Origin of the sequence: Pseudomonas sp. NPDC089554 (assembly GCF_050280645.1) — a bacterium.
Classification (GTDB): domain Bacteria; phylum Pseudomonadota; class Gammaproteobacteria; order Pseudomonadales; family Pseudomonadaceae; genus Aquipseudomonas.
Window position 1 is genome coordinate 1 of the sequence record NZ_JBNNVR010000086.1, and the last position, 23,659, is coordinate 23,659.

Here is a 23,659-nt window from a genome sequence, read left to right on the forward strand (position 1 = left end):
GCCATGGCGCGCAGCGCCCTTCGGCGTAGCCGAAGTCGCGAGATGTAGACTTGCGAAGCAAGTCGTAGGCCGCGAAGGCCCGCAAGACGCCGGAGTGAGGGGACCCGGAGCGCAGCGCAGGGCCGTATGTGGGAGCGAGCGGTTTTGCCTACTTTTTCCAAGAAAAAAGTAGGTCGCCGTAAAGGCGAAAAGCGGCATCGGCGCCTCCGCCGCGAACGGATATTCAGGCGATGGTCGAGCTGATCCGCTGAGCTTTGGCTTTGGCTTTGGCTTTGGCTTTGGCTTTTAGGCGCGGGCGTTGGGTGAATATCCATTCCATGTGGTGGCGCTCATTCACCTTTTCGCCCTTACGGCGTCTTGCGGGCCTTCGCGGCCTACGACTTGCTTCGCAAGTCTCCATCTCGCGACTTCGGCTGCGCCGAAGGGCGCTGCGCGCCATGGCCCTCCAGACGCCTACGCTCGGCCTTCTGGAAGTCGCGAAGATCAAGATCAAGAGCAAGAGCAAGAGCAAGAGCAAGAGCAAGAGCAAGAGCAAGAGCAAGAGCAAGAGCAAGAGCAAGAGCAAGAGCAAGAGCAAGAGCAAGAGCGAGAGCGAGAGCGAGAGCGAGAGTGGTATTTCAGAGCGTCCACACTAAAGTGGTACGCAAGTTAGTGGATACCTAGTGCAAACCTGTAACCACAGCAGGGGTTTCGCTGACCCATTTAAGATCCTCAAGCCACAATGCATGACCACGATGTAACGTCGACTCGTCCATCTCACGGAATTTTTGTGCATCCGCCCCCTTACCGACTTCCTCGGTCACCACACGGCAACCAGAACCCTCGGGCACCAAATACCACGTATGGTAGAAGTTAGGCGCCTTGCCCGGTACGTAGCCAAACCATCCCATGCGTTTGCGCGGTTCGAACTCGACTATTTTGCTCTCGATATCGAAACCAAACGTGCGCCATTGAAATACCGAGCTGCTTTCGAGCTTGCTGGCCCCTGCAGGGAGCTTTACCAAGGAGGCATTCGGATACCAGCGTTGCCAGTCCTGCGCAGCCACAATGTGCTCCCATACGACCGCGCAGGAGGCGTCAACATTGATTTCGTTGTGCGCGAACAGGTCTGCTTCCTTGGGCGAAAAACCGTCTGGCCAGTGGATATTCTTATCGCGCTTGGCAAGGTCCGACGCCATGGGGTGCCGATAGTGTTCACTCGTCTGGTCCTTCGCTGAACTCGCAAACGAAAGCCCGGTATTGCCAAGCAGCAGAGCGCCTAGAATGGCGGTTTGGGCTAACTTACTTTTTTGCATGGGAGCACCCTCAATTGGACAGGACCCCACTGTGAGTTAGCCGGACCGTGTAATAAAGTGGGTGAGATTCATAATACTTGTGACCAAAGTGCACGGTGAGGGGCTATGCAATTCGATGGTTCATTGATGGCGGAGCTGACGATACTCGCCGCTGTCGCCGAAAGCAGAGGGTTTACACGTGCAGCCAACGCACTGGGCCTCAGCGCCTCAGGCGTCAGCAAGGCGGTGTCCAGGTTGGAAAAGCGCATGGCCGTGCGATTGGTGGAGCGCACCACACGCTCTTTGGTGATTACCGACGAAGGCACGCGCTTGTTGCAAACCGTCGTGCCCTTGATGACGGGTATCGCTGAAGCGGCTGCACTGGCGAGCGGCGGCGTCCAGGCTGTCAATGGACGCTTGCGGGTGAACGTCGATCCCTTCTTTTCCAGGGTCATGATCTCGGCCATGTTGCCGGTTTTCATGGACAACTACCCTGACGTTCAACTTGAACTGATCATGCGCGACGACCTGGGCGACCTGGTCGCCGATGGCTTCGACCTTGCCATTCGGTTTGGCGCACCTCCCACGGGGTCGTTCGTTGGGCGTTGCCTCTTCGAAACCAAGGTATTGACGGTCGCCTCCCCCGAATACATTCGTTTGCATGGGCACCCTAAATCACCTGCCGATGTTGAAACGCACAGGAAGATCCTGTTCTATAACGCGGCCTCGGGGCGGCCCTTCGAGTGGGAATTCCATCGGAAGAAACGCGTGGTGAAAGTTGGTGCAACCGGGCCTTTGCTCGTTTCCGATGTGGGCACGATGTTAACGGCTTGTGCTGAAGGTGGAGGTATTGCCCAAATACTCGAACTGGGTTCGGAGCAATTGATCGCCTCGGGGAAATTGATCAACCTCTTCCCCGAGTGGAACGAAGAGCGGTTTCCGCTCTATGCCATTTATCCGTCGCGGCGGCATCTTCCCGGCAAGGTTCGCGCATTCATCGAGTTCTGTGCAGCCTCGTTAGCGTCGAGGGCTACTCAATTCTGAGTCAAGCGAATGATCTGCCGCGCAATATACGCCCCCGTCAGAATCACCCCGAACAAGCGCAACGTCTGCATCGCCAACACCATCCCCACATCCGCGTGGGTCTCCACCGCGATGATCGCCATCGCATCCAAACCACCTGGGCTGGTCGCCAGGTACATCGACAGAAAATCGGTACCCGCCGCCCGCGCCAGCACCCAGGCACACCCGGCACACAGCACGATCAATGCCACCGCGCCAGCGATCATGGTCGGCAGGCGCTTCCACACGTAGCGCACCGTCTGCCGGTCGAACCGCAGGCCGATGTAGCAGCCGATGGCGCCGTAGGCGAAGGCTAGCAGTTCGCTTGGCAAGGCAATGTTCAGCACCCCGCCCAGTTGCAGGGCCGCACCCAACAGCAAGGGCAGCAGCAGTGCCCCAGCCGGCAGGCGGCTACCCGCGAACACCCCCACCAGCACCACCCCCAGCCCTAGCAAAAGGTCGCCGGGCGCCGCTGTTTGCACGGCTGCGGGCACGTTGGCCGTCTCGCCCACCAGGTCGCTGGCGCCCAGCAAGTGGCTGACCAGCGAACCGATCATCACCACGCACACCACCCGCACATACTGCATGGTCGCCACCACGCGGCCATCGGCACCGTTGTCCTCGGCCATCGACACCATCGCCGAGGCCGCGCCCGGTGCTGTGCCCCAGGCTGCGGTGCTGCCGGGGATGCCGCCGAAGCGCACTGTGCCCAGCCCAACCACGGCGCTGAGCAGCACGGTGATGACCGTGGCCAGCAGCATCAGTTGCCAGGACTGCGCCAGCGACGCCAGCACTGGCCAGGTCACGGAGTGCGCCACCAGCAGGCCGACGCAGCCCTGGCCGAAGCGAAACACGTGGCGGTGCAGTGTCAGGCGAGCGCCCGACACACCGAAAATGATGGCCACCAGCATCGGCCCGAGAAACAGCCCGGCGGGCACTGCCAAGGCGTGCAAGAGCTGCCCGGCGGCACCGGCACAGACGGCCAGGGCAAGCCATTGCAGGAGGGAAAAGCGAGAAAGGGGGGTAGTCAGGCTGGGCAACGTCGGTCTCCCTGTGTGGCGGATGGAGAAAATTATCGACGCCGCGATTCATCAAGTCTATTTTCTACTTTCGATGAATCGATAACTGAAATTCATGAATCATGGACCTACGCGACCTGACCTATTTCCAGACCATCGCCGAGCTCGGCCACTTGGGCCGCGCCGCTGAAAAGCTCAACCGCAGCCAACCCGCGTTGAGCAAGAGCATTCAACGCCTGGAGGAATCCCTTGGCACCCGGCTGTTCCAGCGTGACGGGCGAGGGATCAAGCTCACCGATGTGGGCGCGCTGCTGCTGGCCCGCGGCAAGCAGCTGCAACTGGACATCGCCCAGACCGAGCGCGAGGTGCGCGACTTCGCCAGCGGCCTGGTGGGCAATATCCGCCTGGGCTGCGCCGCGAGCATGGCCGAGTACCTGCTGCCACAATTGGCCTCGGCGCTGCTGGAGCGCGCACCGGAACTGACATTGAAACTGTCGATCGGCCAGGATGATGTGCTCAAGGAGTCGCTGATGGCCGGGCGCCTGGATGCAATCATCTGCACCCTGATCGTCGACGATCCCAAGTACCGCTCCTACCCGATCTTGCAGGATGAAGTGATAGTGGTGGCCAGCGCCGACCACCCGGTGTTCGACAGCCCCATCACCCTCAAGGATTTGTGCCAGTACCGCTGGGTACTGGGCGCTCCGACCGTGACCGCCCGACGCTGGATCGACAACGTCTTCGTCGAGCGCCAGTTGCCGCCGCCCCAGGTACAGATCGAGACCAACTCGATTTCCCTGCTGCCGCGCCTGATCGCCCAGACCCGGCTGCTGAGCTTCGCTGCGCGGGAAACCCTGGAACACGGCCTGGGCACCTCGTGGCTGCGCGAGGTGCCGCTGGCCGAGACCACCATGAGCCGCACCGTGGCAGTGGCAGTGCGCGCCGAGGGCTACCTGCCGCCGGCGGTGGGGGCGATGGTGGCGTTGTTGCGTGATGCGGGGCCGGGGTTCTTTCGTAGTGAGTGAGGCTGGGTTCGCGACTGCGCAGGCTAGCTTCGTTCGACCGCCTCGATGAACGCCGCCAGGCAAGGGTTGGCGTTGTGTTCGTTCCACACCATGCCCAGGGCGACGGTCGGTGCCTCGGCAATCGGCACGATCTTCATCGAGTGTGGGTTCGACTTCGACATGGAGGTGGGAATGATCGACACCCCCAAGCCTTCGCCGACCAGGTTGACGATAGTCCCCTGCAGTTGGGTGTACATGCGCACCCGGGGTTCGAAACCGTGTTGCCGGCACAGTTCATTGATGCTGTCGAACAGCGCGCAGGCAGTGTGCCGAGGGCTGAGGATGAATGGCTCATCGACCAGGTCGCCCACCGTGACGCTTGCCTTTCGGGCAAGACGATGGTCGGCCGGCAGCGCGATGCTCAGCGTTTCGTGCAGCAGTTCGCGGTAGTGGTAGGGCGGCTGGAGCGGGGTTCTGAAGGTCAGGCCGATGTCGCATTCGCCGCTTTGCACGGCTTTCATCAAGGCGTCCGGCAGCAGCTCGCTGAGCTCAAGGTTCACCTCTGGCGCGCTCGCGGCGTAGTGCTTGATCAATTTGGGCAGGCCTGTCCAGGCGATCATGGAGGTGAAGGCGATGCGCAAGGCGCCTTTCTCGCCACGGGCCACGGCCTGGGTCGAGCGAATCGCTGCGTCCATCGCCTGCACCACCACGCGTGCGCTGCGCTGCAACTCCAGGCCCGCCGAGGTCAGCTCCACCGAGCGCGAGGTGCGCACGAACAGCTGGCAGCCGAGTTGTGATTCCAGGTCGGCGATCTGCCGGCTCAATGACGATTGCGCAACATTGACCCGTGCTGCGGCCTTGCCGTAGTGCAGCAGGTCGGCCAGGGCCAGGAAATAGCGCAGGTGACGCTGCTCGATCATCGATGCTCCACAGGTATCAATGGACACCTTCATAGTCATTGGACTGCATTGGTGGTGGATTCTAATCTACGCAGGCCCGAAATCTCCCCCCGACCGTGGAAATCATGTACGCCGTCCTTGCCATCGTCCTCCCCATCTTCGCGTTGATCCTGGCCGGGTTCATTTGCCGCCGTACCCACCGCCTTGGCGACCACGCCGCCTCCGAGATCAACAAGATGGTGGTGTGGTTGTGCCTGCCCGCCCTGTTGTTCAAGGTGACTGCGAGCGCTAGATGGGCCGAGATCTGGCAGCCTGGCTTCATCCTTTCCTTCGGCGCAGGTACCCTCGCGGTGTTCCTGCTTACGCTGGCCTGGCGGCTGCGAAGTGGGCATGGCCTGGTTGGCGCCAGCCTCGACGGTTTGAGCGCGGGCTACGCCAATACCGGCTACATCGGCATTCCGCTGTGCGCGTTTGCGTTCGGTCACGCAGGTTTGCAACCGGCGTTGATCTCGACCCTTATCGTGGTCTGCGTCCTGTTCGCCATCGCCGTGGTGTGCGTCGAGGTCGGCCTGCAAGAGTCGCGTCACCCTGGCCGGGCGATCGCGCAGGTGCTCAAGGCGCTGGCGAAGAACCCGCTGGTGATCGCCCCGGTTGCCGGAGCGGCCTGGGCGGCGAGCGGCATGACCTTGGCGCACCCGGTGCAGAGTTTTCTCGACATGCTGGCCATGGCCACGACCCCTTGTGCACTGGTATCGCTGGGCCTGTTCCTTGGCCAGAAGCGCCGTGAGTCGACGGTGGGCGAGGGCAGCCCCTGGCCTTTGGTCAGCCTGAAACTCATAGGGCAACCGCTGCTGACCGGGTTCCTGGCGTTCAAGGTATTCGCCTTGCCGACGATGTGGGCCAATGCCGCGCTGTTGCTCAGCGCCTTGCCCACCGGTACCGGGCCTTTCATGCTGGCTGAATACTACCGACGCGAGGCGGGGCTGATATCGCGCACGATCCTGGTTTCAACCTTGTGCTCGTTGGCGACGCTGACCCTGTTGATGGTGTGGATGAATGTCGGCGCACCCAGCGCCTGAGGCGTTGTGGCAGAATCGCCCAGGGCTAATTTTCCCGATGCCTGCTTCGTTTTCCTGAAGACCTGCCCTGCGCCCCGCAAGGCGCGGGTCTATTCCCCCAAGGAGACAGACCATGACTTCCGTTTTCGACCGCGACGACATCGTGTTCCAGGTAGTGGCCAACCACGAAGAGCAATACTCCATCTGGCCTGACTACAAGGCTATCCCCGAGGGCTGGCGCGCCGTGGGCAAGAGCGGCCTGAAGAAGGACTGCCTGGCCTACATCGACGAAGTCTGGACCGACATGCGCCCGCTGAGCCTGCGCCAGAAAATGGCTGAAGCCGCCGCGCAGTGACCACTGTGAACCTGTTGTGCCTGCCGTATTCCGGTGCCAGCGCCATGGTCTACAGCCGCTGGCGGCGCAAGCTGCCGGGCTGGCTGCAGGTGCGTCCTGTAGAGCTGCCGGGGCGTGGCGCACGCCTGGGTGAAGCCTTGCAGACCGATATGCAGGCCCTGGCCCGGCAGTTGGCCAGCGAGCAGCGCCTGGCGGCCAGCGGGCCCTATGCGCTGCTGGGCCATAGCCTGGGGGCGCTGCTGGCCTTCGAGCTGGCCCACGAGCTGCAGGCGCTCGGCTGCCCGGCACCGCTGGCCTTGTTCGCCTGTGGTACTGCCGCGCCTACCCGGCGCGAGGACTACGACGGCAAGAACTGGCGCGAACCCAAGAGCGATGCCCAGCTGATCGACGAGCTGCGCGAGCTGCAAGGCACGCCCGAAGAGGTGCTGGCCAACGCCGAGCTGATGAGCCTGACGTTGCCGGTGCTGCGCGCCGATTTCTTGCTGTGTGGGCACTATGCCTACCGCCAGCGCCCGCCGCTGCGCTGCCCACTGCATGTGCTGGGGGGCGAGGACGACCGCGCCAACCCGTCGCAATTGCAGGCCTGGGGCCAGGAGACCGTGGGTGAGTTCTCCTTGCGTATGTTCCCGGGTGGGCACTTCTTCATCCATGAGCACGAAGACCGGGTGCTGGGCGAACTCGCTGCGGCCCTGGAGCCGTTGCGTCTGTCTGCCTGATTGACGCGACACCTTTGCCTGGGGGAGGCTTGGTGCTTTCCCCAGGACAAGGCTTCCCCTCCATGCTGATCGATCCCCGCCAGGCCACGCTGCTGGTCGTCGACATCCAGGAAAAACTCATCGGTGCCATGAGCGACCCCCAAGGCACCCGTGCCCGCGCACGGTGGTTGCTGGCCGCCACGGCCGAGCTGGAACTGCCCACGGTGATCTCCGAGCAATACCCCAAGGGCCTTGGCCCGACCTTGCCCGAGCTGCTGGCGGCGTCGCCGCGTGCCGAGGTGGTGGAAAAACTGCATTTCTCCTGCGTGGCCGCCGATTGCCTGCCGAGCAGCCTGCTGCAACGCCAGCAAGTGATCGTCTGCGGTATGGAAACCCATGTCTGTGTACTGCAAACCGTGCTCGGCCTGCTGGGGCTGGGCAAGCAGGTGTTCGTGGTCGAGGACGCCTGCGACAGCCGCACGCCTGCCAGCAAGGCGGCGGGCCTGGCCCGCATGCGCGATGCCGGGGCGCAGGTGGTCACCCGCGAGATGGTGCTGTTCGAGCTGATGCAAAGCGCCAGCCACCCGCTGTTCCGACAGATCAGCAAGACCTACCTGGTCGGTGACCAGCCCTGAACGGGCGGCTGCTGGCGGCCGGCCTGGCCGCGCTGGCGCTGCTTCAGGGCTGCGCCGGGCGTGTCGACGAGGCGCCTGAGGCCGACCCGGCCCAGGTGCGTGCCCAACTGCTGCGCCTGCTGCCCACCACAGTGAAGGACCGCGAGGGCTGGGCCAAGGATATCCAGGTGGCCTTCGAGGCCCAGCGCATCGAACCGAGCAAGAGCAACCTGTGCGCGGTGCTGGCGGTGACCGAGCAGGAATCGACCTTCACCGCCGACCCGCAGGTGCCCAACCTGGGACGTATCGCCCGCGAGGAAATCGACCGCCGCGCCGCGCGCCTGCACATCCCGAAACTGCTCGTCGACGGTGCCCTGGCGACCCCCTCGGCCAATGGCAAGACCTACCAGCAACGCTTGCTGGCGGTGCGCAGCGAGAAGCAGCTGAGTGCGCTGTTCGACGACTTCATCGCCGGACTGCCCCTGGGCGACAAGCTGTTGGGCGGCCTGAACCCGGTGCGCACGGGCGGGCCGATGCAGGTGAGTATCGATTTCGCCGAGCGGCACGCTCAGGACTACCCCTACACCCGGCAGGGCACGGTGCGCCAGGAGGTGTTCAGCCGACGCGGCGGGATGTATTTCGGTATCGCTCACCTGCTGGGCTACCCGGCCCACTACGAGCGCCAGCTGTACCGCTATGCCGACTTCAACGCGGGTTGGTACGCCAGTCGTAACGCGGCATTCCAGGCGGCGTTGAGCCAGGTGACGGGGGCCAAGCTGGCGCTCGATGGCGACTTGATCGCCCCGGGGGCGATCATGCCGGGGGCGACGGAGAAGGCGGCGCGTACGTTGGGACGGCAGCTGGGGCTGCGTAACCCGCAGATTCGCAGTCAGTTGGAGAAGGAAGACAGCCTGGCGCTTGAGGAAACCGACCTGTACCAAGGTGTGTTCGCGTTGGCCGAGGCCAAGGCCGGCAAGGCTTTGCCGAGGGCGGTGTTGCCAGGGATCGAGCTCAAGAGCCCGAAGATTACCCGCAAGCTCACCACGGCGTGGTTCGCGGGGAGGGTGGATGAGCGGTATCAGCGGTGCATGAAGCGGTGAAATGATTTGCGTTGGGCAGTGACTGCTTCGCGGGTTTACCCGCGAAGCAGTCACTGCAGACCTTCAGCCCTGGCGCAACGCCGCCACCACCTGGTCGACACTGGCCTTGAGCCCAACCAAGGTATCTTCCGGGTCGCTCTCGACCACCACCAGCTTCGCACCAGCCGCCTCGATCGCCTTGACCACCTCGGCCTCCGGCTGACGATGGTGCAGTACCAACGCCACATCCTGCGTCTTGAGGTTCTCACCCAGCGCCTTGAGCGTGACCTCGTCCCACTTGTCCCCGGCCGGCAGCGGCTGCGCCACCACGTCCAGGTTCAGCCCGCTGGCCAGGTAGCCCAGGCGTTCGGACAGGCTCACCACGCTGAGGTTGTCAGCCTCGGCCAGGCGAGTCTGGCTGCTGCTGGTCAGCTCCAGGAGTTGACGCTTGAGGCCCGCCAGGTTGGCCTGGATTTTCGCCTTGTCGGCCGGCGACAGGCGCTCCAGGTCATTGGCCACCACATCGGCCATGCGCCCGAGGTTGATCGGGTTCAGCCACGGGTAACCGGCGAAGGCGTCGTCGCCACTGACCGCGATGCCCGGCAGTGCGCCGTCCACCGGGTGCGCGGCGTCGATCTCGACGATGCGGATATTGCTGCGCCGGGCCATGGGGTAGAGCGGGTCGTCACGCCAGATCGAACGCACTCCGATCACCGCATCCGCTTCGCGCGCTGCCTTTTGCAGGCTTTCGCCACCGCGTCCGGTGAAGTACGAGGGCTGGCGAGTGGCGGGCAGGTTGGCGGGCGCGGCGCGCTTGAGCTGCACCGAAGTGCCATCGAGCAAGGCCACGGCCAGGCTGTGGGTCACCGGCAGGGTGGTCAGTACCTGGGGCGCGGCGGCGGGCTGGGCGGCCTGGGCCAGGGCGGGCAGGGCAGCCAGGGCCAAAGCCAGGCACAGCGGTTTGAAGTTCAGGGTCATGCCGGGTTTCCTTGCAGGCGAGGGACGAGGGCGCGGGCCAGGGCGGCGAGGGCGAAACAGGCGCCGGACACCAGGATGATCGCGGCACCGGACGGCACCGGCAGGTCGAAGACGATCGGCAGCAGGATGCCCAGCAGGGTGCTCAGGGTGGCGATTGCTACCGAGACGAAGAAGAAGCCCTTCAACGACTGGCTGACCAGGCGCGCAGCGGCCGCTGGAATCACCAGCAGGGCGCCCACCAGGATCGCCCCGATCACCTTCACCGAGGCCACGGTCACCAAGGTCACCAGCACCACGAACAGGTAGTCCAGGGTCTTCACCGCCACGCCACGTACGGCGGCCAGCTGCGGGTTGAAGCTGGCCAGGATGATGCGGTTGTACAGCGGCAGGGCCAGGGCCAGCACCAGGATCGCCACCACGCCCAGCACCACCAGGTCGTGGGCGCTGACGGTCAGTACCGAGCCGAACAGCACGTTCTCGAGGATGTGCACGTTGATCTTGCCCGCCAGCATCAGCAGCAGGCTCGCGCCCAGGGCCAGGGACACCGAGAGGAACACCCCGATAAGGGTGTCGGGCGACAGCCCCGTGCGGTTGCGCAGGAAGTTCAGCAGGATGCCGAACAGCAGGCAGTAGCCGAACAGGCTGCCATAGGGCCCGGTGTACGGTTCGCCCAGCAGGATGCCGATGGCAACGCCGGTCAGCGCCGCATGGCCCACGGCCTCGGAGAAGAAAGCAAAGCGCTTGACCACCACCAGGGTGCCCAGGCCGCCCAGTACCGGGCCGATCATCAGGCCCGCGAGCAGGGCGTTGATCACGAAACCGTAGGCCAGGGCCTCCGGCAGGTAGCCAGCGGTGGCCCATTGCTGGACCAGCTGGCGGAAGGCTTCATAACTCATCAGGCGAGGCTCTCGCTGCGCGGGTGGACGGAGAACAGGCCGAGCAGGCGTTCTGGGGTCAGGGCCTGGGCCGGTGGGGCGTCGAACAGTACCTTGCGGCTCAGCCCGGTGACTCGGTCGGCCAGGCGCAGCACCGCTTCCAGGTCGTGCTCGATCCACAGCACGGTGGTGCCGGCCTGGCGCCAGCCGTGCAGCAGTTGCTCGAACACCTGGATACCAGCCTCGTCGAGCGCCGACATGGGTTCATCCAGCACCAGCAGTTGCGGCTCGGGGATCAGGCCCTGGGCCAGTAGCACGCGCTGGCGTTCACCGCCCGACAGTGCGCCCATGCGCCGCTTGCGCTTCTCCAGCATGCCCACCCGCGCCAGTGCTGCGTCGATGTCCGGGCGTACCTTGCGCGACAGGCCCAGGAAGGCCGGGCGCTGCTGGCACATGGCGGCCATGAAGTCGTCGACAGTCATTGGCAGCCCGCGGTCGAACTCCAGCGCCTGGGGCACGTAGCCGATCACTTCGCGTGCGCTTGGCCAGTGCAGGGTCAGCTGGCCCTGGTGCGGCATCTGCCCGAGCAGGGTCTTGATCAGCGAGCTCTTGCCGCCGCCGTTCGGCCCGACGATGGCATGTACGCTGCCGGCGGCGACGCTGAAGCCAACCTGCTCGAGAATGCGCGTACGGCCCAGGGTCAGGTCGATACCGGCGAACTCGATGCGTGGTCCGCTGCTGGCGGTGAGGTTGGCCGCAGCGGTCATGCGCGGTTCTCCTGGATGGCCTTGACCACCGTGTCGAGGTTGCGCTTCATCTCCACCTCGTACTTCTCCTTGGTGTATTCGCCGTAGGAAATGTGGGTCAGCGGGTAGATGTGCACGCCAGATTCGCGCTGAATGGTTTCCACGTAGGCCGAGGGGAAGTCCATTTCCGAGAAGATCACCTTCACGTCCAGGGCCTTGAGCTGGTCGATGGTCTTCTTCAACTGCGCCGGGCTCGGCTCGATGCCGTGGGCAGGCTCAACCACGGCGGTCACTTCCAGGCCGAAGTCACGCACCAGGTAGTCGTAGGCGGCATGGATGGTCGCCACGCGAAACTCCGCGCCCGGCGCCTCGGTGACCTTGGCCAGGGCCTCGGCGCGCAGCATGCGCAGGCGCTTTGCGTAGGCGCGGGCATTCTGCATGTAGTAGCTGGCGTTGGCCGGGTCGAGCTTGCCCAGCTCACGGGCGATGTTGTTTACCTGGGCGATGCTGGCGCTGATCGACAGGAAGGTGTGCGGGTTGACCACTTTGCCCGCACCGCGTGCGGCAATGCCGGTGGCGGCCAGCAGCGGGACGTTCTCGTTGGATTCGATGGTCTTGATGTCGGGCTTCTCGCTGGCGGCGATCATGCGGTCGGCGAAGTCGTCGTGGCCGATGCCGTTGAGCACGATCACGTCCAGGCTGCCGATACGCTTGATGTCCTCGGCGCGCGGCTCGTAGGCATGGGGGTTGAAGCCAGCGGGAATCAGCGGCACCACTTCGGCGCGGTCGCCGACCACGTTGCTGACGTAGCTGTAGTACGGGTGCAGGGTGATGCCGATACGCAGGGGCTTGCCGGTGTCGGCCAGGGCTACGGCCGGCAGCACGCAGGCCAAAAGCAGGGCGAGGGCGGAGCGGAGCATGGGGGAGTCCTTGGGTTCAGTGACGGTGTTCGCGGGTGACGCCGGCGTCGTAGTGGCTGACCACCTGTTGCCAACCGGCGGCGATCAATGCCTCGCTGCCCAGGTCGTCCGGGGCGGTGGCGCTGCTGTCGCGGCGCAGCCAGACATCGGCGGGGGCATTGGCCTCGCTCGGCAGCACCAGCAGAAAACTGCCGGCCACCTGGGCGTCCTGGCTGCGGCCCAGGTAGGCGCCGCTGTCCAGCCACTGCCATTGGTGCTTGCCACGGCTGGCGCTGCTGGTGTCTTCGACGAAGGGCGGCAGGCCTTCCTCGGCCAGGGCCTCGACGCTGGGCACGGCGGCGTTTTCCTCGCGCAGAGCGCGGATCTCGTCGAGGGCCACGTGCAGGTCGGTGTACAGGCCTTGTTCGGCGGGGGTGAGGTCGCGGCGGGCGTCGATCTGGTGGCTGGCGATAACCTGCTCGTCGACGCGCTCGCCGCGCAGCATCACTACGGTGGACGCCACGGCCAAGATGAGCAGCGCGGTCAGCAGTACATAGAGGGTTTCATGCCCGGCACCGGCCGGGCGAATGACTTGGGCACGGCTCATGGTTGGGCGATGTCCGCGTAGTCGATTTCCACCACGTGGCCGGGGCCAGCATCGAACAGCACGTAGAACTCGCCGTCAGGGCGCTTGAAGGTCAGGCTCGAGTCATCGCCGAGCTTGCCGGGCACCAATACTTGCTCGTCGTAGCCGATCACATCCAGGGTCACCCCAGGGGCGCCGCTGCCGTCGGAGAAGCCGCCGGTGCACTTGATCTGGTCGCCGGCCACCGGCTCGCAGTCGCACATCGGGTTGTGGGCCAGGGCGGGGCCTGCGGCCACTACCAGCAAGGGCAGGGCGAGCCTGCGCAACAGGTGTTTCATTTCTTGCCTCCTTGTTTCTCGAGCCAGGCGACGGTGGTCGGCGATACCTTGGCCAGCGGCACGGATGCCTGGTGCATGCTGCCGTCCCAGCCTTCGATGGTGATCCAGATTTCGGCGTCGGGGCGGGTGTTGGCCGGAATCGGCAACGACGTGCCCATGCGATACGGCGAGCCGAACAGCAGCGAACCGGCGGCGCGCAGGCTGCGTGGCTTGCCGATGCGCAGGTAGATCGCCTTGGCGCTGTCGGTGCAGTTGCCGCAAGCGGCGGTGATGAACTTGAAGTAGCCGGCCTGGCCGTCGGCACGCGGCGGCCCCTCGAGAAACTCGGCCAGGTCCAGGGTCCAGCGGTCGACCTGGATGTCGTTCACCACGGTGGCGCCCAGGCCGCTTTCACCCAGGAACAGACGGGCATTGGAGAAGTACAGGGGCATGAACCCCAAGGGAATGAGGATCAGCAGGATGTTCAGATGGAAGCGCCATTTCAGCCACCACTGTTTGAAGCCGCCTTGCGGCAGGGCTTGGGCCTGGCTCATGGCTGTACCTCCAATTCAGGTTTGGCTGCGCGCGCCGGGCGCTCGCTACGTTTCAGGGCGGCGGCGGTGGCCTGGGCGGTGCGCTTGGTCCAGATCAGCAGCCCGCTGAACACCATCAGGGTCAATATCAAACCGAAGAAGAACCACACCAGCTTGATCGGCAGCCCGCCGAAGTCACCGGTGTGCAGCGGGCGCATGGACTCGGTGAAGAACTCCAGGCCCGAGCGGTCGCCCAGCAGGAACTGGCTGTCGACCTTGTCGGTGTAGGGGTTGACCGCTGCGCTTTGGAACATCAACGGGTACCAGCCGCGACCCATCAGGCTGACATGGCTGTAGGCGGTGGCTGGCAGGGTGATGTAGCTGATGTCCAGGTCCGGAATGTTGGCGCGGGCGGTACGGATGGCCTGGTCCAGGTCGATGCGCGGTGCCGGGCTGCCGTCGGCGGTCTGCGGCACCTGCTCGCGGGTGATCACTGGCACGATCGGTTCGGAGGAAATGGTGATCTTGCTGTCGGCCAAAATCGCCTGCACCAGGAACCAGGTGCCGGTGATGGAAATGACCGCGATGAACCAGATCGACCACACGCCCGCCAGGCGGTGCACATCGCCCCAGAAGATGCGGCGGCCATGGGCCAGGCGCGGAACCTTGAAGAAGCCTTTCCAGAATTTCTTGTACACCACCAGGCCCGTGACCAGCGACGCGAACATCGGCAGGCCGAGTATCGAGACCAGGTACCAGCCCCAGCTGTAGCCGTTGATGAACGGCACCAACCACCAGCCGTGCAGGGCGCGGGTGAAGGCTTCGAAGTTGAAGTCGGGGGTCTTGCCCTGGATCGCCCCGGTGTAGGGGTTCACATAAAGGGTGGGCGAAGTGCCGTCGGGGTAGGTGACGCCGACGTTGAGGGCAAAGTGCGAGCCATCAGGCTGGCTCATGGTGCGCACCGCCATGTTCGGCTCGGCCTTGTGCAGGGCGTCGAGCACCTGCTGGTGGCTCAGGCGCGGGGCATCATCGCTCGGCGCGCTGGCGCGCACGTCGGGGTTGGCCAGCCAGACGATCTCCTGGCTGACCACCGCGAGCATGCCGGTGAAGCAGACGATGAGTACGAAGAACCAGATGGGCAAGGCCAGCCAGCTGTGCACCAGGAACCAGATTTTTGAGCGCGACTTTTTCGACATTGGGGCGGCAACTTGATGTCAGGGCGTAAATAGACGAGCGCAGCACGCACCGGATGCGTACTGCGCCAGCAGGGTAGCCAGAAGCTTGGTTTTCACGAAATCTCACCTTTAAGGACGGACGAGACCGCAAAAGCTGCTGCCTGTAAATGCAACAAAATGTTTCGCGATTGAGTGTCTTAACTCCGTCGCGGGGTCATCGTGTCTTTTCACCGTTCGGACCCTGGCAGGAATGATAACGAATTGCATGGGAAAGAATTTACCCCATCAGGTTTTTTCTTCTCCGCAGGTCGCCGCTAAGCCCCCGCCTCACGCCGCCACCAGGCGCTAATTTTTCCCGCCCATGTTCGTTCTATAGCTACGACACGCCTTTGCGCTTCCTGCCTCTGAACCCGGATGCTCTGAAATGAATGCTGATCAATCCCTCAAGCTCGCCGGCCGCTTCATCGGCCTGCCCCTGGACAAGCGACGCACGTTCCTCGCGGCGCTGGAGAAGGAAGGGGTCAGCTTCCAACAGTTTCCGATTCCGGCCGGGATCGAGGCGGATGATCGCCATGCCTTGTCGTTCGCCCAGCAACGCATGTGGTTTCTCTGGGCCCTGGAGCCGGGCAGCGGCGCCTACAACCTGCCAGCCGCCGTCCGCCTTAAAGGCCCGCTGGACCGCACTGCGCTGGAGCAGACCTTCGCCGCCTTGGTCGAGCGCCACGAAACCCTGCGTACCGTGTTCCAGCGCCAGGCCGACGACCAGGTGCTGCAAGCCCCGCTAACGGCGCCGGTGGTCGTGCAGTGGCAATCGTTGGCAGGCCTGCCAGAGGCTGAGCGCGAGCGGCAGGTGGTCGAGCAGGCCGAGGCCATGGCCGTGCAGCCGTTCGACCTGGTCGGGGGGCCGTTGCTGCGCATTCGCCTGCTCGAGCTGTCGGCGCAGGAGCACGTGCTGCTGCTGACCTTGCACCACATCGTCGCCGACGGTTGGTCGATGTCGGTGCTGATCGATGAATTCATCCAGGCCTACGAGGCCTTCCGGGTGGGCCAGCCGCCGGCCTGGCCGGCGCTGCCGATCCAGTACCGCGACTACGCCCTGTGGCAGCGCCGTTGGCTGGAGGCGGGCGAGCAGCAGCGCCAGCTGGATTACTGGCTGGCACAGCTGGGCAACGATCACCCGGCGCTGGAGTTGCCCACCGATCACCCGCGCCCAGCGCAACCCAGCCATGCTGGGGTGCGCTGGGAGTTCGCCGTCGACGCCGGGCTGGCCGAGCAGCTGCGGGCCTTGGCCCGGCGCCAGGAGGTCAGCCTGTTCGTGGTGCTGCTGGCAGCTTTCAATCTGCTGCTGCAACGCTATAGCGGCCAGCACGACATTCGCGTCGGCACACCCATCGCCAACCGCAACCGTGCCGAGGTGGAGGGGCTGATCGGCTTCTTCGTCAATACCCAGGTGCTGCGTAACTCGGTAGATGGCCAGCTTGAGGTCGGTGCGTTCCTGCAACAGGTCAAGGCCGTGGTGCTCGGCGCCCAGGCCCACCAGGACCTGCCGTTCGAGCAATTGGTCGAAGCGCTACGCCTGGAGCGCGATGCCAGCCGCACGCCCTTGTTCCAGGTGATGTACAACCACCAGCCGGAAGTGGCGGATATCAGTACCTATACGCTGGCGTCGGGGTTGGCGCTGGAGCAGGTGCAATGGCAAGGGCGCACGACCCAGTTCGACCTCACCCTGGATACTTTCGAGAAGGGCGGGCAGCTGCGCGCTGCGTTTACCTATGCCAGCGACCTGTTCGAGTTGGCCACGGTCGAGCGCTTGGCGAGCCACTGGATTGCGCTGTTGCAGGCGCTGGTCAGCGGGGAGGGGCAGCGGCTCTGCGAGCTGGAAATGCTGGCTGACGAAGAGCGTGGTGCGATTATCGATGACTGGAACAAGGCGTTGGTCGAGCATCCGGTGGAGCAGTGCCTGCATCAGGTCATTGCCCAGCGCGCGCGCGAGCATACCGATAACGTGGCCGTTACCTTCGACGACCAGCAGCTGACCTATGCCCAGATCAACGGTCGTGCCAACGCCCTGGCCCATGAGTTGATCGCCCAAGGTGTCGGCCCGGATGTGCTGGTGGGGCTGGCCGTTGAGCGCAGCCTGGAGATGGTCGTGGGCTTGTTGGCGATCCTCAAGGCTGGCGGCGCCTACGTGCCGCTGGACCCGGCCTACCCGCAGGATCGTTTGGCCTACATGATCGAAGACAGCGGCATTGCCTTGCTGCTGGCCCAGCCGCAAGTGCTGGACCGCTTGCCAGTGTCCGCACAATTGCCGGTTGTGCTGCTCGGCGATACTGCCTCGCGTGAAGACGACCCTGTCACTGCGGTAGGCCCGGACAACCTGGCCTACGTCATCTACACCTCCGGCTCCACCGGCAAACCCAAAGGCACGCTGCTGCCGCATCGCAACGTGCTGCGTCTGTTCAGCGCCACCGACCGCTGGTTCGATTTCGGCCCGCAGGATGTCTGGACGCTGTTCCATTCCTACGGCTTCGACTTCTCGGTCTGGGAGATCTTCGGCGCGCTGCTGTATGGCGGTCGCCTGCTGGTCGTCCCGCAGGACACCACCCGTTCCCCACGCGAGTTCTACCAATTGCTGTGCGAGCAGGGCGTAACCGTGCTCAATCAGACCCCTTCAGCCTTCAAGGCACTGATGCAAGTGGCCTGCACCGAACCCGGCGAACACCAGCTGCGCCAGGTGATTTTCGGCGGCGAAGCGTTGGACGTGAAAAGCCTGCGCCCCTGGTTCGAGCGTTTCAGCGACCAGGCCCCGCAATTGGTGAACATGTACGGCATCACCGAAACCACCGTGCACGTGACCTACCGCCCGCTGACCCTGGCCGACCTAGAGCTGGAAGCCAGCAGCCCCATCGGCGAGCCCATCGAAGACCTGTCGTGGTACCTGCTCGATGGCGACCTCAACCCAGTCCCCAAGGGCTGCGTCGGCGAACTCTATGTTGGTAAAGCAGGCCTGGCCCGTGGCTACCTGAACCGTGGCGACCTCAGCGCCACGCGCTTCATCCCCGACCCGTTCGGCAACGACGGTGGCCGCCTGTACCGCACCGGCGACCTGGCCCGCTACCAGGCCGATGGCGTGATCGAGTACATCGGGCGTATCGACCACCAAGTGAAGATCCGCGGCTTCCGCATCGAACTGGGCGAAATCGAAGCGCGTCTGCTGGCCGACCCGGCGGTGGGCAGCGTCGCGGTACTGCCTCACGGCGAAGGCGAGGCCCTGCAACTGGTGGCTTACGTCGTACCTAAAGACACCAGCCTGGCCACCGCCGACCCACAAACCCAAGCCGACGCCCGTGAGCGCATCAAGGCCGGCCTGCGCGGCCCGCTGCCGGAATACATGGTCCCAGCGCACTTGCTGTTCCTTACCGAACTGCCGCTGACCACCAATGGCAAGCTCGACCGCAAGGCGCTGCCCGCGCCCGATGCCAGCCTGCTGCAACAGGCCTATGTCGAACCCCAGGGCCCACTCGAAATAGCGGTCGCCCAAGCCTGGGCCGAGGTGTTGCAACTGCCGCAGGTTGGCGCCGAGGACGATTTCTTCGTCCTCGGCGGCCACTCGCTACTGGCCACCCAGGTCGTTTCGCGCCTGAGCCAGGTGCTGGGCATGCAAGTGCCACTCAAGCGCCTGTTCGAGCACAGCACCCTGCGTGCCTTCGCCGCCTGCCTCGGGCAAGGCGAAGCGCGCCAGACGCCGCTGCTGCCAGCCGAACGCAACCAGCCGCTGCTGTTGTCCTACGCCCAGGAGCGCCAGTGGTACCTGTGGCAGCTGGACCCGCAAAGCACCGCCTATCACATTCCCACGGCGCTGCACCTGCGCGGCGCGCTGGATGTGGTCGCGCTGGAAAGGGCTTTCAGCCTGCTGGTCGAACGCCACGAAACCTTGCGCACCACCTTCCATCACGACGGCAAGCAGCTGGTTCAAGTGATCGCCCAGCCGGCGCCGCTGCAAATCGCGCCGCAGACCCTGGGCGCCCAGGCCAGTGTCGAAGCCTGGGTCGAGGCGCAGGCCCGCCAGCTGTTCGACCTGGCCCAAGGCCCGCTGCTGCGCGTTGGCCTGCTGCGCCTGGCAGACGACCATCATGTGCTGGCCCTGACCCAGCACCATATCGTGTCCGATGCCTGGTCCATGCAGCGCATGGTCGAGGAACTGCTGCACGCCTATGAGGCGTTCAGCCAGGGCGGCGCGCCACAGCTACCCGCATTGCCGGTGCAATACGCCGACTACGCCCTGTGGCAGCGGGCGCGCATGGCCGAGGGCGAAGCCGAGCGTCAGCTGGCCTACTGGGTTGCGCAACTGGGCAACGACCACGAGGTGATCGAGCTGCCGCTGGACCACCCGCGTCCGGCCCAGGCCAGCGCCCGCGGCGCCACCTTGGCGATCACAGTTCCCGCAGAACTGGCAGCACGCCTGAAAACCCTGGCCCAGGCCGAAGGCGCCACGCTGTTCATGCTGTTGCTGGCTTCCCTGCAAGCCTTGTTGCACCGCTATAGCCGTCAGCCCTCGGTACGCGTGGGCGTGCCGGTCGCCAACCGTCATCAGTTGGAGACCGAAGGGCTGATCGGCTTCTTCGTCAACACCCAAGTGCTCCAAGCGCGTATCGACCCGCAGATGCCCTTTACCCAGCTGCTGCGCCAGGTGCGCCAGTCTGCCCTGGACGCCCAGGCGCACCAGGACCTGCCGTTCGAGCAACTGGTCGAGGCCCTGCAACCCCAGCGCAGCACCACCCACCACCCACTGTTCCAGGTGCTGTTCAACCACCAGGCCCAGGCGCGCCAAGGTGCGGCACGGCGTCAGGTGGGCGGGCTGGACTTGGAGGGCCTAGCTATAGAAGGCAAGACTTCGCAGTTCGACCTGATGCTCGACACCTTCGAGGGTGAGGAGGGCATCGAGGCGCTGTTCACCTATGCTACCGACCTGTTTGAGGCACCGACCATCGAGCGTTTGGCGCGGCATTGGCAGGCGCTGTTGCAGGGCCTGGTCGAAGTGCCGCAGCAGCGTGTCGCCGATTTGCCGTTGCTGGCGGACAGTGAGCGCCAGGCTGCTTTGGGCGAGTGGAACAAGGCGCTGGTCGAGCATCCGGTGGAGCAGTGCCTGCACCAGGTCATCGCCCAGCGGGCGAGAGAGTATGCCGATAACGTGGCCGTTACCTTCGAAAGCCAGCAACTGACGTACGCCCAGCTCAATGGTCGGGCCAATGCCCTGGCCCATGAGCTGATCGCCCAAGGTGTCGGTCCGGATGTGCTGGTGGGCCTGGCCGTGGAGCGCAGCCTGGAGATGCTCGTGGGCCTGCTGGCGATTCTCAAGGCTGGTGGCGCCTATGTGCCGCTGGACCCGGCCTATCCGCAGGACCGCCTGGCCTACATGATCGAAGACAGCGGCATTGCCTTGCTGCTGGCCCAGCCGCAAGTGCTGGACCGCTTGCCAGTGCCCGCGCAATTGCCGGTTTTGCTGCTCGGCGATACTGCCTCGCGTGAAGACGACCCTGTCACTGCGGTAAGCCCGGACAACCTGGCCTACGTCATCTACACCTCCGGCTCAACCGGCAAACCCAAGGGCACGCTGCTGCCGCACCGCAACGTGCTGCGCCTGTTCTCGGCCACCGACCGTTGGTTCGGCTTCGGCCCGCAGGATGTCTGGACGCTGTTCCACTCCCACGGTTTCGACTTCTCGGTCTGGGAAATCTTCGGCGCGCTGCTGTATGGCGGGCGCCTGTTGGTCGTGCCGCAAGACACCACCCGCTCGCCACGCGACTTCTACCAACTGCTGTGCGAGCAGGGCGTCACCGTGCTCAACCAGACCCCATCGGCCTTCAAGGCACTGATGCAAGTGGCTTGCACCGAACCCGGCGAACACCAGCTGCGCCAGGTGATTTTCGGCGGCGAAGCGTTGGACGTGAAAAGCCTACGCCCTTGGTTCGAGCGCTTCGGCGACCAGGCCCCGCAATTGGTGAACATGTACGGCATCACCGAAACCACTGTGCACGTGACCTACCGCCCGCTGACCCTGGCCGACCTGGAACTGGAAGCCAGCAGCCCCATCGGCGAGCCCATCGAAGACCTGTCGTGGTACCTGCTCGACGGCGACCTCAACCCCGTGCCCAAGGGCTGCGTAGGCGAACTCTACGTCGGCAAGGCGGGCCTGGCCCGTGGCTACCTGAACCGTGGCGACCTCAGCGCCACGCGCTTCATCCCCGACCCCTTCGGTAACGACGGTGGCCGCCTGTACCGCACCGGCGACCTGGCCCGCTACCAGGCCGATGGCGTGATCGAGTACATCGGTCGCATCGACCACCAGGTGAAGATCCGCGGTTTCCGCATCGAGCTGGGTGAAATCGAAGCGCGCCTGCTGGCCGACCCGGCAGTGGGCAGCGTGGCGGTATTGCCCCATGGCGAAGGCGACGCCCTGCAACTGGTGGCCTACGTGGTGCCGAGCGACGCGACCTTGGTCGACGCCAGCGCCGATGACCAGTTTGCAGCCCGCGAACGCATCAAGGCCGGCCTGCGCGGCCCGCTGCCGGAATACATGGTCCCGGCGCACCTGATTTTCCTAGTCGAACTGCCCCTGACCACCAATGGCAAGCTCGACCGCAAGGCGCTGCCCGCCCCCGACGCCAGCCTGCTGCAAAAAACCTACGTAGCCCCGCAAAGCGACCTGGAGCGGCGCCTGGCGCTGATCTGGCAGGACGTGCTCGGCGTCGAGCGCGTGGGCCTGGACGACGATTTCTTTGCCCTCGGTGGGCACTCGCTGCAACTGGTGATGCTGCTCTCGCGCATCCGCGGCGAACTCGATAGGGAACTGAAGATCCGCGAATTCCATGGCCTGCGCACCCTCGGCGAGTTGGCCGCGCACCTGGAGCAGGACGGTTCGGCGCAAGCACGCGATGCCGAGCTGGACCAGATCTTCGGCGTCCTGGATGAACTGGAGATGGACAATGTCTGAATACGCCGCACGCAACCAGCAACTGGTCGAGCGCATCAAGGGGCTGGGCGGCGACAAGCGCCGCCTGCTGTTCGCCAAACTGCATGAAATGGGCATCGACGTGGCCCGGCTGCCAATCGTCCCGGCGGCTGCCGGCGAGCGCCTGCCGCTGTCCTACGCCCAGCAGCGCCAGTGGTTCCTCTGGCAACTGGAGCCCACCGCCAGCGCCTACCACATTCCCACCGCACTGGTGCTGCGCGGCGCCCTGGACATCGCCCGGCTGCACGACAGCTTCGCCCGCCTGGTCGAGCGCCACGCCAGCCTGCGCACGCGCTTCGTCGAGGTCGATGGGCAGATGGCCCAGGTGATCGATGTCAGCGCCCAGGTGCTGATCGAGCAGACTACGCTCGACGCCACTGGCCCTGCGCGCGAGCAGCGTCTGCGCCAGTGTGTGGCCGAGCTGACTGCCCAGCCCTTCGACCTGCAACAGGGCCCGCTGCTGCGGGTGCGGCTGGCGCGCTTGGCCGAGGATGAACACCTGCTGGTGCTGGTGCTGCACCATATCGTCACCGATGGCTGGTCGATGTCGCTGATGGTCGAGGAGTTGATGGCGTGCTACGCCGGTGTCGCGCAGCAGCTTGCGGCCTTGCCGGTGCAGTACGGCGATTTCGCCGCCTGGCAGCGGCAGTGGATGGAGTCCGGCGAACGCGAACGCCAACTGGGCTACTGGAAAGCCCAGCTCGGCGACCCGGAGCAGGTGCTGGAGCTACCCACCGACCATCCGCGCCCGGCCAGCATGAGTTTTGCCGGTGCGCGCCTGGCGGTGGATGTGCCATCTGCTTTGCAACAAGGGCTGCGCCAGCTGGCGCAAGGGCAGGGCGTAAGCCTGTTCGTGCTGCTGTTGGCGTCGTTCCAGGCGCTGCTGCAACGCTACAGCGGCCAGGATGAAATCCGCGTCGGCGTGCCGGTAGCCAACCGCAATCGTCTGGAGACCGAGCGGCTGATCGGGTTGTTCGTCAACACCCAGGTGCTGGCGGCCCAGGTGCGGGGCGAGGAAGGCTTTGCGGCGTTGTTGCGCCGGGTCGACCAGCAGGTGCGCGAGGCGCAGGAGCACCAGGACCTGCCGTTCGAGCACCTGGTCGAGGCGCTGGGCGTGTCGCGCAGCCTGAGCCACAACCCGCTGTTCCAGGCGATGTACAACCACCAGGACGGCGTGCGCCAGGCGGGAGCCCTGGGCCTGCCGGGGTTGACGGTCGAGGCGCTGGAGTGGGATGCCGGGACTGCGCAGTTGGACTTGACGCTGGAAACCCAGGACTCGGGACAGGGGTTGAGCGCGGCGTTCATCTATGCCACCGATTTGTTCGAGCCCGAGCGCATCGAGCGCATGGCCCGGCATTGGTTGAACCTGTTGCAGGGCATCGTTGCCAACCCGCAGGCCAAGGTGGCTGAGTTGCCGCTGCTGGATGCCGAGGAACGGGCGGTGATCGTCGAGCAGTGGAATGACACGGCTGTGACCGA

The 23,659-nt window shown here is 64.8% G+C and carries 21 protein-coding genes; 10 read left to right on the top strand and 11 right to left on the bottom strand.

Annotated elements, in window-relative coordinates:
- Positions 1–437: 437 nt before the first annotated feature.
- Positions 438–635 (top strand): hypothetical protein, encoded by a 198-nt coding sequence (locus ACQKPE_RS20920; RefSeq protein ID WP_427668544.1) that lies wholly within the window; start codon positions 438–440, stop codon positions 633–635.
- Between the two features lie 24 nt (positions 636–659).
- Here the strand turns inward: ACQKPE_RS20920 and ACQKPE_RS20925 are convergent, their stop codons facing one another.
- On the bottom strand, positions 660–1,295 hold the full coding sequence (locus ACQKPE_RS20925; protein ID WP_427668546.1) for an SRPBCC family protein: 636 nt from the start codon (positions 1,293–1,295) through the stop codon (positions 660–662).
- Between the two features lie 105 nt (positions 1,296–1,400).
- Between ACQKPE_RS20925 and ACQKPE_RS20930 the strand changes: the two genes are divergently transcribed.
- Entirely contained in the window at positions 1,401–2,318 is a 918-nt protein-coding gene (locus ACQKPE_RS20930) for a LysR family transcriptional regulator (RefSeq protein ID WP_427668548.1), read from the top strand.
- Here ACQKPE_RS20930 and ACQKPE_RS20935 read toward each other — a convergent pair.
- On the bottom strand, positions 2,309–3,376 hold the full coding sequence (locus ACQKPE_RS20935) for an AbrB family transcriptional regulator (protein ID WP_427668550.1): 1,068 nt from the start codon (positions 3,374–3,376) through the stop codon (positions 2,309–2,311). The two genes, ACQKPE_RS20930 and ACQKPE_RS20935, sit on opposite strands and share 10 nt — an antisense overlap.
- Before the next feature lie 101 nt (positions 3,377–3,477).
- Between ACQKPE_RS20935 and ACQKPE_RS20940 the strand changes: the two genes are divergently transcribed.
- Positions 3,478–4,380, top strand: a complete 903-nt coding sequence (locus ACQKPE_RS20940) for a LysR family transcriptional regulator (protein WP_427668552.1) — start codon at positions 3,478–3,480, stop codon at positions 4,378–4,380.
- A gap of 23 nt (positions 4,381–4,403) precedes the next feature.
- Here the strand turns inward: ACQKPE_RS20940 and ACQKPE_RS20945 are convergent, their stop codons facing one another.
- Complete coding sequence (locus ACQKPE_RS20945; RefSeq protein WP_427668554.1) at positions 4,404–5,279, bottom strand: LysR substrate-binding domain-containing protein; 876 nt, start codon at positions 5,277–5,279, stop codon at positions 4,404–4,406.
- A gap of 104 nt (positions 5,280–5,383) precedes the next feature.
- Between ACQKPE_RS20945 and ACQKPE_RS20950 the strand changes: the two genes are divergently transcribed.
- The 5 genes from ACQKPE_RS20950 (at position 5,384) to ACQKPE_RS20970 (ending at position 9,080) form a co-directional block, all read left to right on the top strand.
- Positions 5,384–6,337: an AEC family transporter gene (locus ACQKPE_RS20950; protein WP_427668556.1), complete on the top strand. Its 954-nt coding sequence runs from the start codon at positions 5,384–5,386 to the stop codon at positions 6,335–6,337.
- 112 nt (positions 6,338–6,449) lie between these two features.
- Positions 6,450–6,671 carry an MbtH family protein gene (locus ACQKPE_RS20955; RefSeq protein ID WP_427668558.1) on the top strand — a complete coding sequence of 74 codons (222 nt, stop codon included), beginning with the start codon at positions 6,450–6,452 and terminating at the stop codon, positions 6,669–6,671.
- Positions 6,668–7,387 carry a thioesterase II family protein gene (locus ACQKPE_RS20960; RefSeq protein ID WP_427668560.1) on the top strand — a complete coding sequence of 240 codons (720 nt, stop codon included), beginning with the start codon at positions 6,668–6,670 and terminating at the stop codon, positions 7,385–7,387. Before ACQKPE_RS20955 ends, ACQKPE_RS20960 begins: the two co-directional genes overlap by 4 nt.
- 62 nt (positions 7,388–7,449) lie before the next feature.
- Positions 7,450–8,001 (top strand): hydrolase, encoded by a 552-nt coding sequence (locus ACQKPE_RS20965; protein ID WP_427668561.1) that lies wholly within the window; start codon positions 7,450–7,452, stop codon positions 7,999–8,001.
- Entirely contained in the window at positions 7,998–9,080 is a 1,083-nt protein-coding gene (locus ACQKPE_RS20970; protein ID WP_427668578.1) for a DUF1615 domain-containing protein, read from the top strand. The genes ACQKPE_RS20965 and ACQKPE_RS20970 overlap by 4 nt, the downstream gene beginning before the upstream one ends.
- 63 nt (positions 9,081–9,143) lie before the next feature.
- Here ACQKPE_RS20970 and ACQKPE_RS20975 read toward each other — a convergent pair whose 3' ends face one another.
- Genes ACQKPE_RS20975 through ACQKPE_RS21010 form a run of 8 tightly spaced genes read right to left on the bottom strand, consistent with a single transcriptional unit; the run spans position 9,144 to position 15,189 of the window.
- Positions 9,144–10,031 (bottom strand): metal ABC transporter solute-binding protein, Zn/Mn family, encoded by an 888-nt coding sequence (locus tag ACQKPE_RS20975; RefSeq protein WP_427668580.1) that lies wholly within the window; start codon positions 10,029–10,031, stop codon positions 9,144–9,146.
- Between the two features lie 2 nt (positions 10,032–10,033).
- The gene (locus tag ACQKPE_RS20980) at positions 10,034–10,933 is read right to left on the bottom strand and encodes a metal ABC transporter permease (RefSeq protein WP_427668563.1); all 900 of its coding nucleotides are present in this window, start codon (positions 10,931–10,933) and stop codon (positions 10,034–10,036) included.
- Positions 10,933–11,679: a metal ABC transporter ATP-binding protein gene (locus ACQKPE_RS20985; RefSeq protein ID WP_427668565.1), complete on the bottom strand. Its 747-nt coding sequence runs from the start codon at positions 11,677–11,679 to the stop codon at positions 10,933–10,935. Before ACQKPE_RS20985 ends, ACQKPE_RS20980 begins: the two co-directional genes overlap by 1 nt.
- Positions 11,676–12,578 carry a metal ABC transporter substrate-binding protein gene (locus ACQKPE_RS20990; RefSeq protein WP_427668566.1) on the bottom strand — a complete coding sequence of 301 codons (903 nt, stop codon included), beginning with the start codon at positions 12,576–12,578 and terminating at the stop codon, positions 11,676–11,678. Before ACQKPE_RS20990 ends, ACQKPE_RS20985 begins: the two co-directional genes overlap by 4 nt.
- 16 nt (positions 12,579–12,594) lie before the next feature.
- Positions 12,595–13,164 carry a DUF6162 family protein gene (locus tag ACQKPE_RS20995; RefSeq protein ID WP_427668567.1) on the bottom strand — a complete coding sequence of 190 codons (570 nt, stop codon included), beginning with the start codon at positions 13,162–13,164 and terminating at the stop codon, positions 12,595–12,597.
- A complete protein-coding gene (locus ACQKPE_RS21000; protein ID WP_427668569.1) occupies positions 13,161–13,481 on the bottom strand; it encodes a hypothetical protein in 321 nt (106 codons plus the stop codon). The genes ACQKPE_RS20995 and ACQKPE_RS21000 overlap by 4 nt, the downstream gene beginning before the upstream one ends.
- Positions 13,478–14,014 (bottom strand): thiamine pyrophosphate-binding protein, encoded by a 537-nt coding sequence (locus tag ACQKPE_RS21005; protein ID WP_427668571.1) that lies wholly within the window; start codon positions 14,012–14,014, stop codon positions 13,478–13,480. Before ACQKPE_RS21005 ends, ACQKPE_RS21000 begins: the two co-directional genes overlap by 4 nt.
- Entirely contained in the window at positions 14,011–15,189 is a 1,179-nt protein-coding gene (locus ACQKPE_RS21010) for a PepSY-associated TM helix domain-containing protein (RefSeq protein ID WP_427668573.1), read from the bottom strand. The genes ACQKPE_RS21005 and ACQKPE_RS21010 overlap by 4 nt, the downstream gene beginning before the upstream one ends.
- 403 nt (positions 15,190–15,592) lie before the next feature.
- Here ACQKPE_RS21010 and ACQKPE_RS21015 point away from each other — a divergent pair, with 403 nt between their 5' ends.
- Positions 15,593–22,162: an amino acid adenylation domain-containing protein gene (locus ACQKPE_RS21015; protein ID WP_427668575.1), complete on the top strand. Its 6,570-nt coding sequence runs from the start codon at positions 15,593–15,595 to the stop codon at positions 22,160–22,162.
- Positions 22,155–23,659: condensation domain-containing protein (locus ACQKPE_RS21020; RefSeq protein ID WP_427668577.1), on the top strand; the 1,505-nt coding region annotated here is incomplete at its 3' end. The genes ACQKPE_RS21015 and ACQKPE_RS21020, both read left to right, overlap by 8 nt.

Excerpts from the sequence above, each read along its gene's own strand:
- ACQKPE_RS20920 (WP_427668544.1), top strand. The coding sequence starts at position 438 with ATGGCCCTCCAGACGCCTACGCTCGGCCTTCTGGAAGTCGCGAAGATC.
- ACQKPE_RS20925 (WP_427668546.1), bottom strand. The coding sequence starts at position 1,295 with ATGCAAAAAAGTAAGTTAGCCCAAACCGCCATTCTAGGCGCTCTGCTG.
- ACQKPE_RS20930 (WP_427668548.1), top strand. The coding sequence starts at position 1,401 with ATGCAATTCGATGGTTCATTGATGGCGGAGCTGACGATACTCGCCGCT.
- ACQKPE_RS20940 (WP_427668552.1), top strand. The coding sequence starts at position 3,478 with ATGGACCTACGCGACCTGACCTATTTCCAGACCATCGCCGAGCTCGGC.
- ACQKPE_RS20945 (WP_427668554.1), bottom strand. The coding sequence starts at position 5,279 with ATGATCGAGCAGCGTCACCTGCGCTATTTCCTGGCCCTGGCCGACCTG.
- ACQKPE_RS20950 (WP_427668556.1), top strand. The coding sequence starts at position 5,384 with ATGTACGCCGTCCTTGCCATCGTCCTCCCCATCTTCGCGTTGATCCTG.
- ACQKPE_RS20955 (WP_427668558.1), top strand. The coding sequence starts at position 6,450 with ATGACTTCCGTTTTCGACCGCGACGACATCGTGTTCCAGGTAGTGGCC.
- ACQKPE_RS20965 (WP_427668561.1), top strand. The coding sequence starts at position 7,450 with ATGCTGATCGATCCCCGCCAGGCCACGCTGCTGGTCGTCGACATCCAG.
- ACQKPE_RS20980 (WP_427668563.1), bottom strand. The coding sequence starts at position 10,933 with ATGAGTTATGAAGCCTTCCGCCAGCTGGTCCAGCAATGGGCCACCGCT.
- ACQKPE_RS20985 (WP_427668565.1), bottom strand. The coding sequence starts at position 11,679 with ATGACCGCTGCGGCCAACCTCACCGCCAGCAGCGGACCACGCATCGAG.
- ACQKPE_RS20990 (WP_427668566.1), bottom strand. The coding sequence starts at position 12,578 with ATGCTCCGCTCCGCCCTCGCCCTGCTTTTGGCCTGCGTGCTGCCGGCC.
- ACQKPE_RS20995 (WP_427668567.1), bottom strand. The coding sequence starts at position 13,164 with ATGAGCCGTGCCCAAGTCATTCGCCCGGCCGGTGCCGGGCATGAAACC.
- ACQKPE_RS21000 (WP_427668569.1), bottom strand. The coding sequence starts at position 13,481 with ATGAAACACCTGTTGCGCAGGCTCGCCCTGCCCTTGCTGGTAGTGGCC.
- ACQKPE_RS21005 (WP_427668571.1), bottom strand. The coding sequence starts at position 14,014 with ATGAGCCAGGCCCAAGCCCTGCCGCAAGGCGGCTTCAAACAGTGGTGG.
- ACQKPE_RS21010 (WP_427668573.1), bottom strand. The coding sequence starts at position 15,189 with ATGTCGAAAAAGTCGCGCTCAAAAATCTGGTTCCTGGTGCACAGCTGG.
- ACQKPE_RS21015 (WP_427668575.1), top strand. The coding sequence starts at position 15,593 with ATGAATGCTGATCAATCCCTCAAGCTCGCCGGCCGCTTCATCGGCCTG.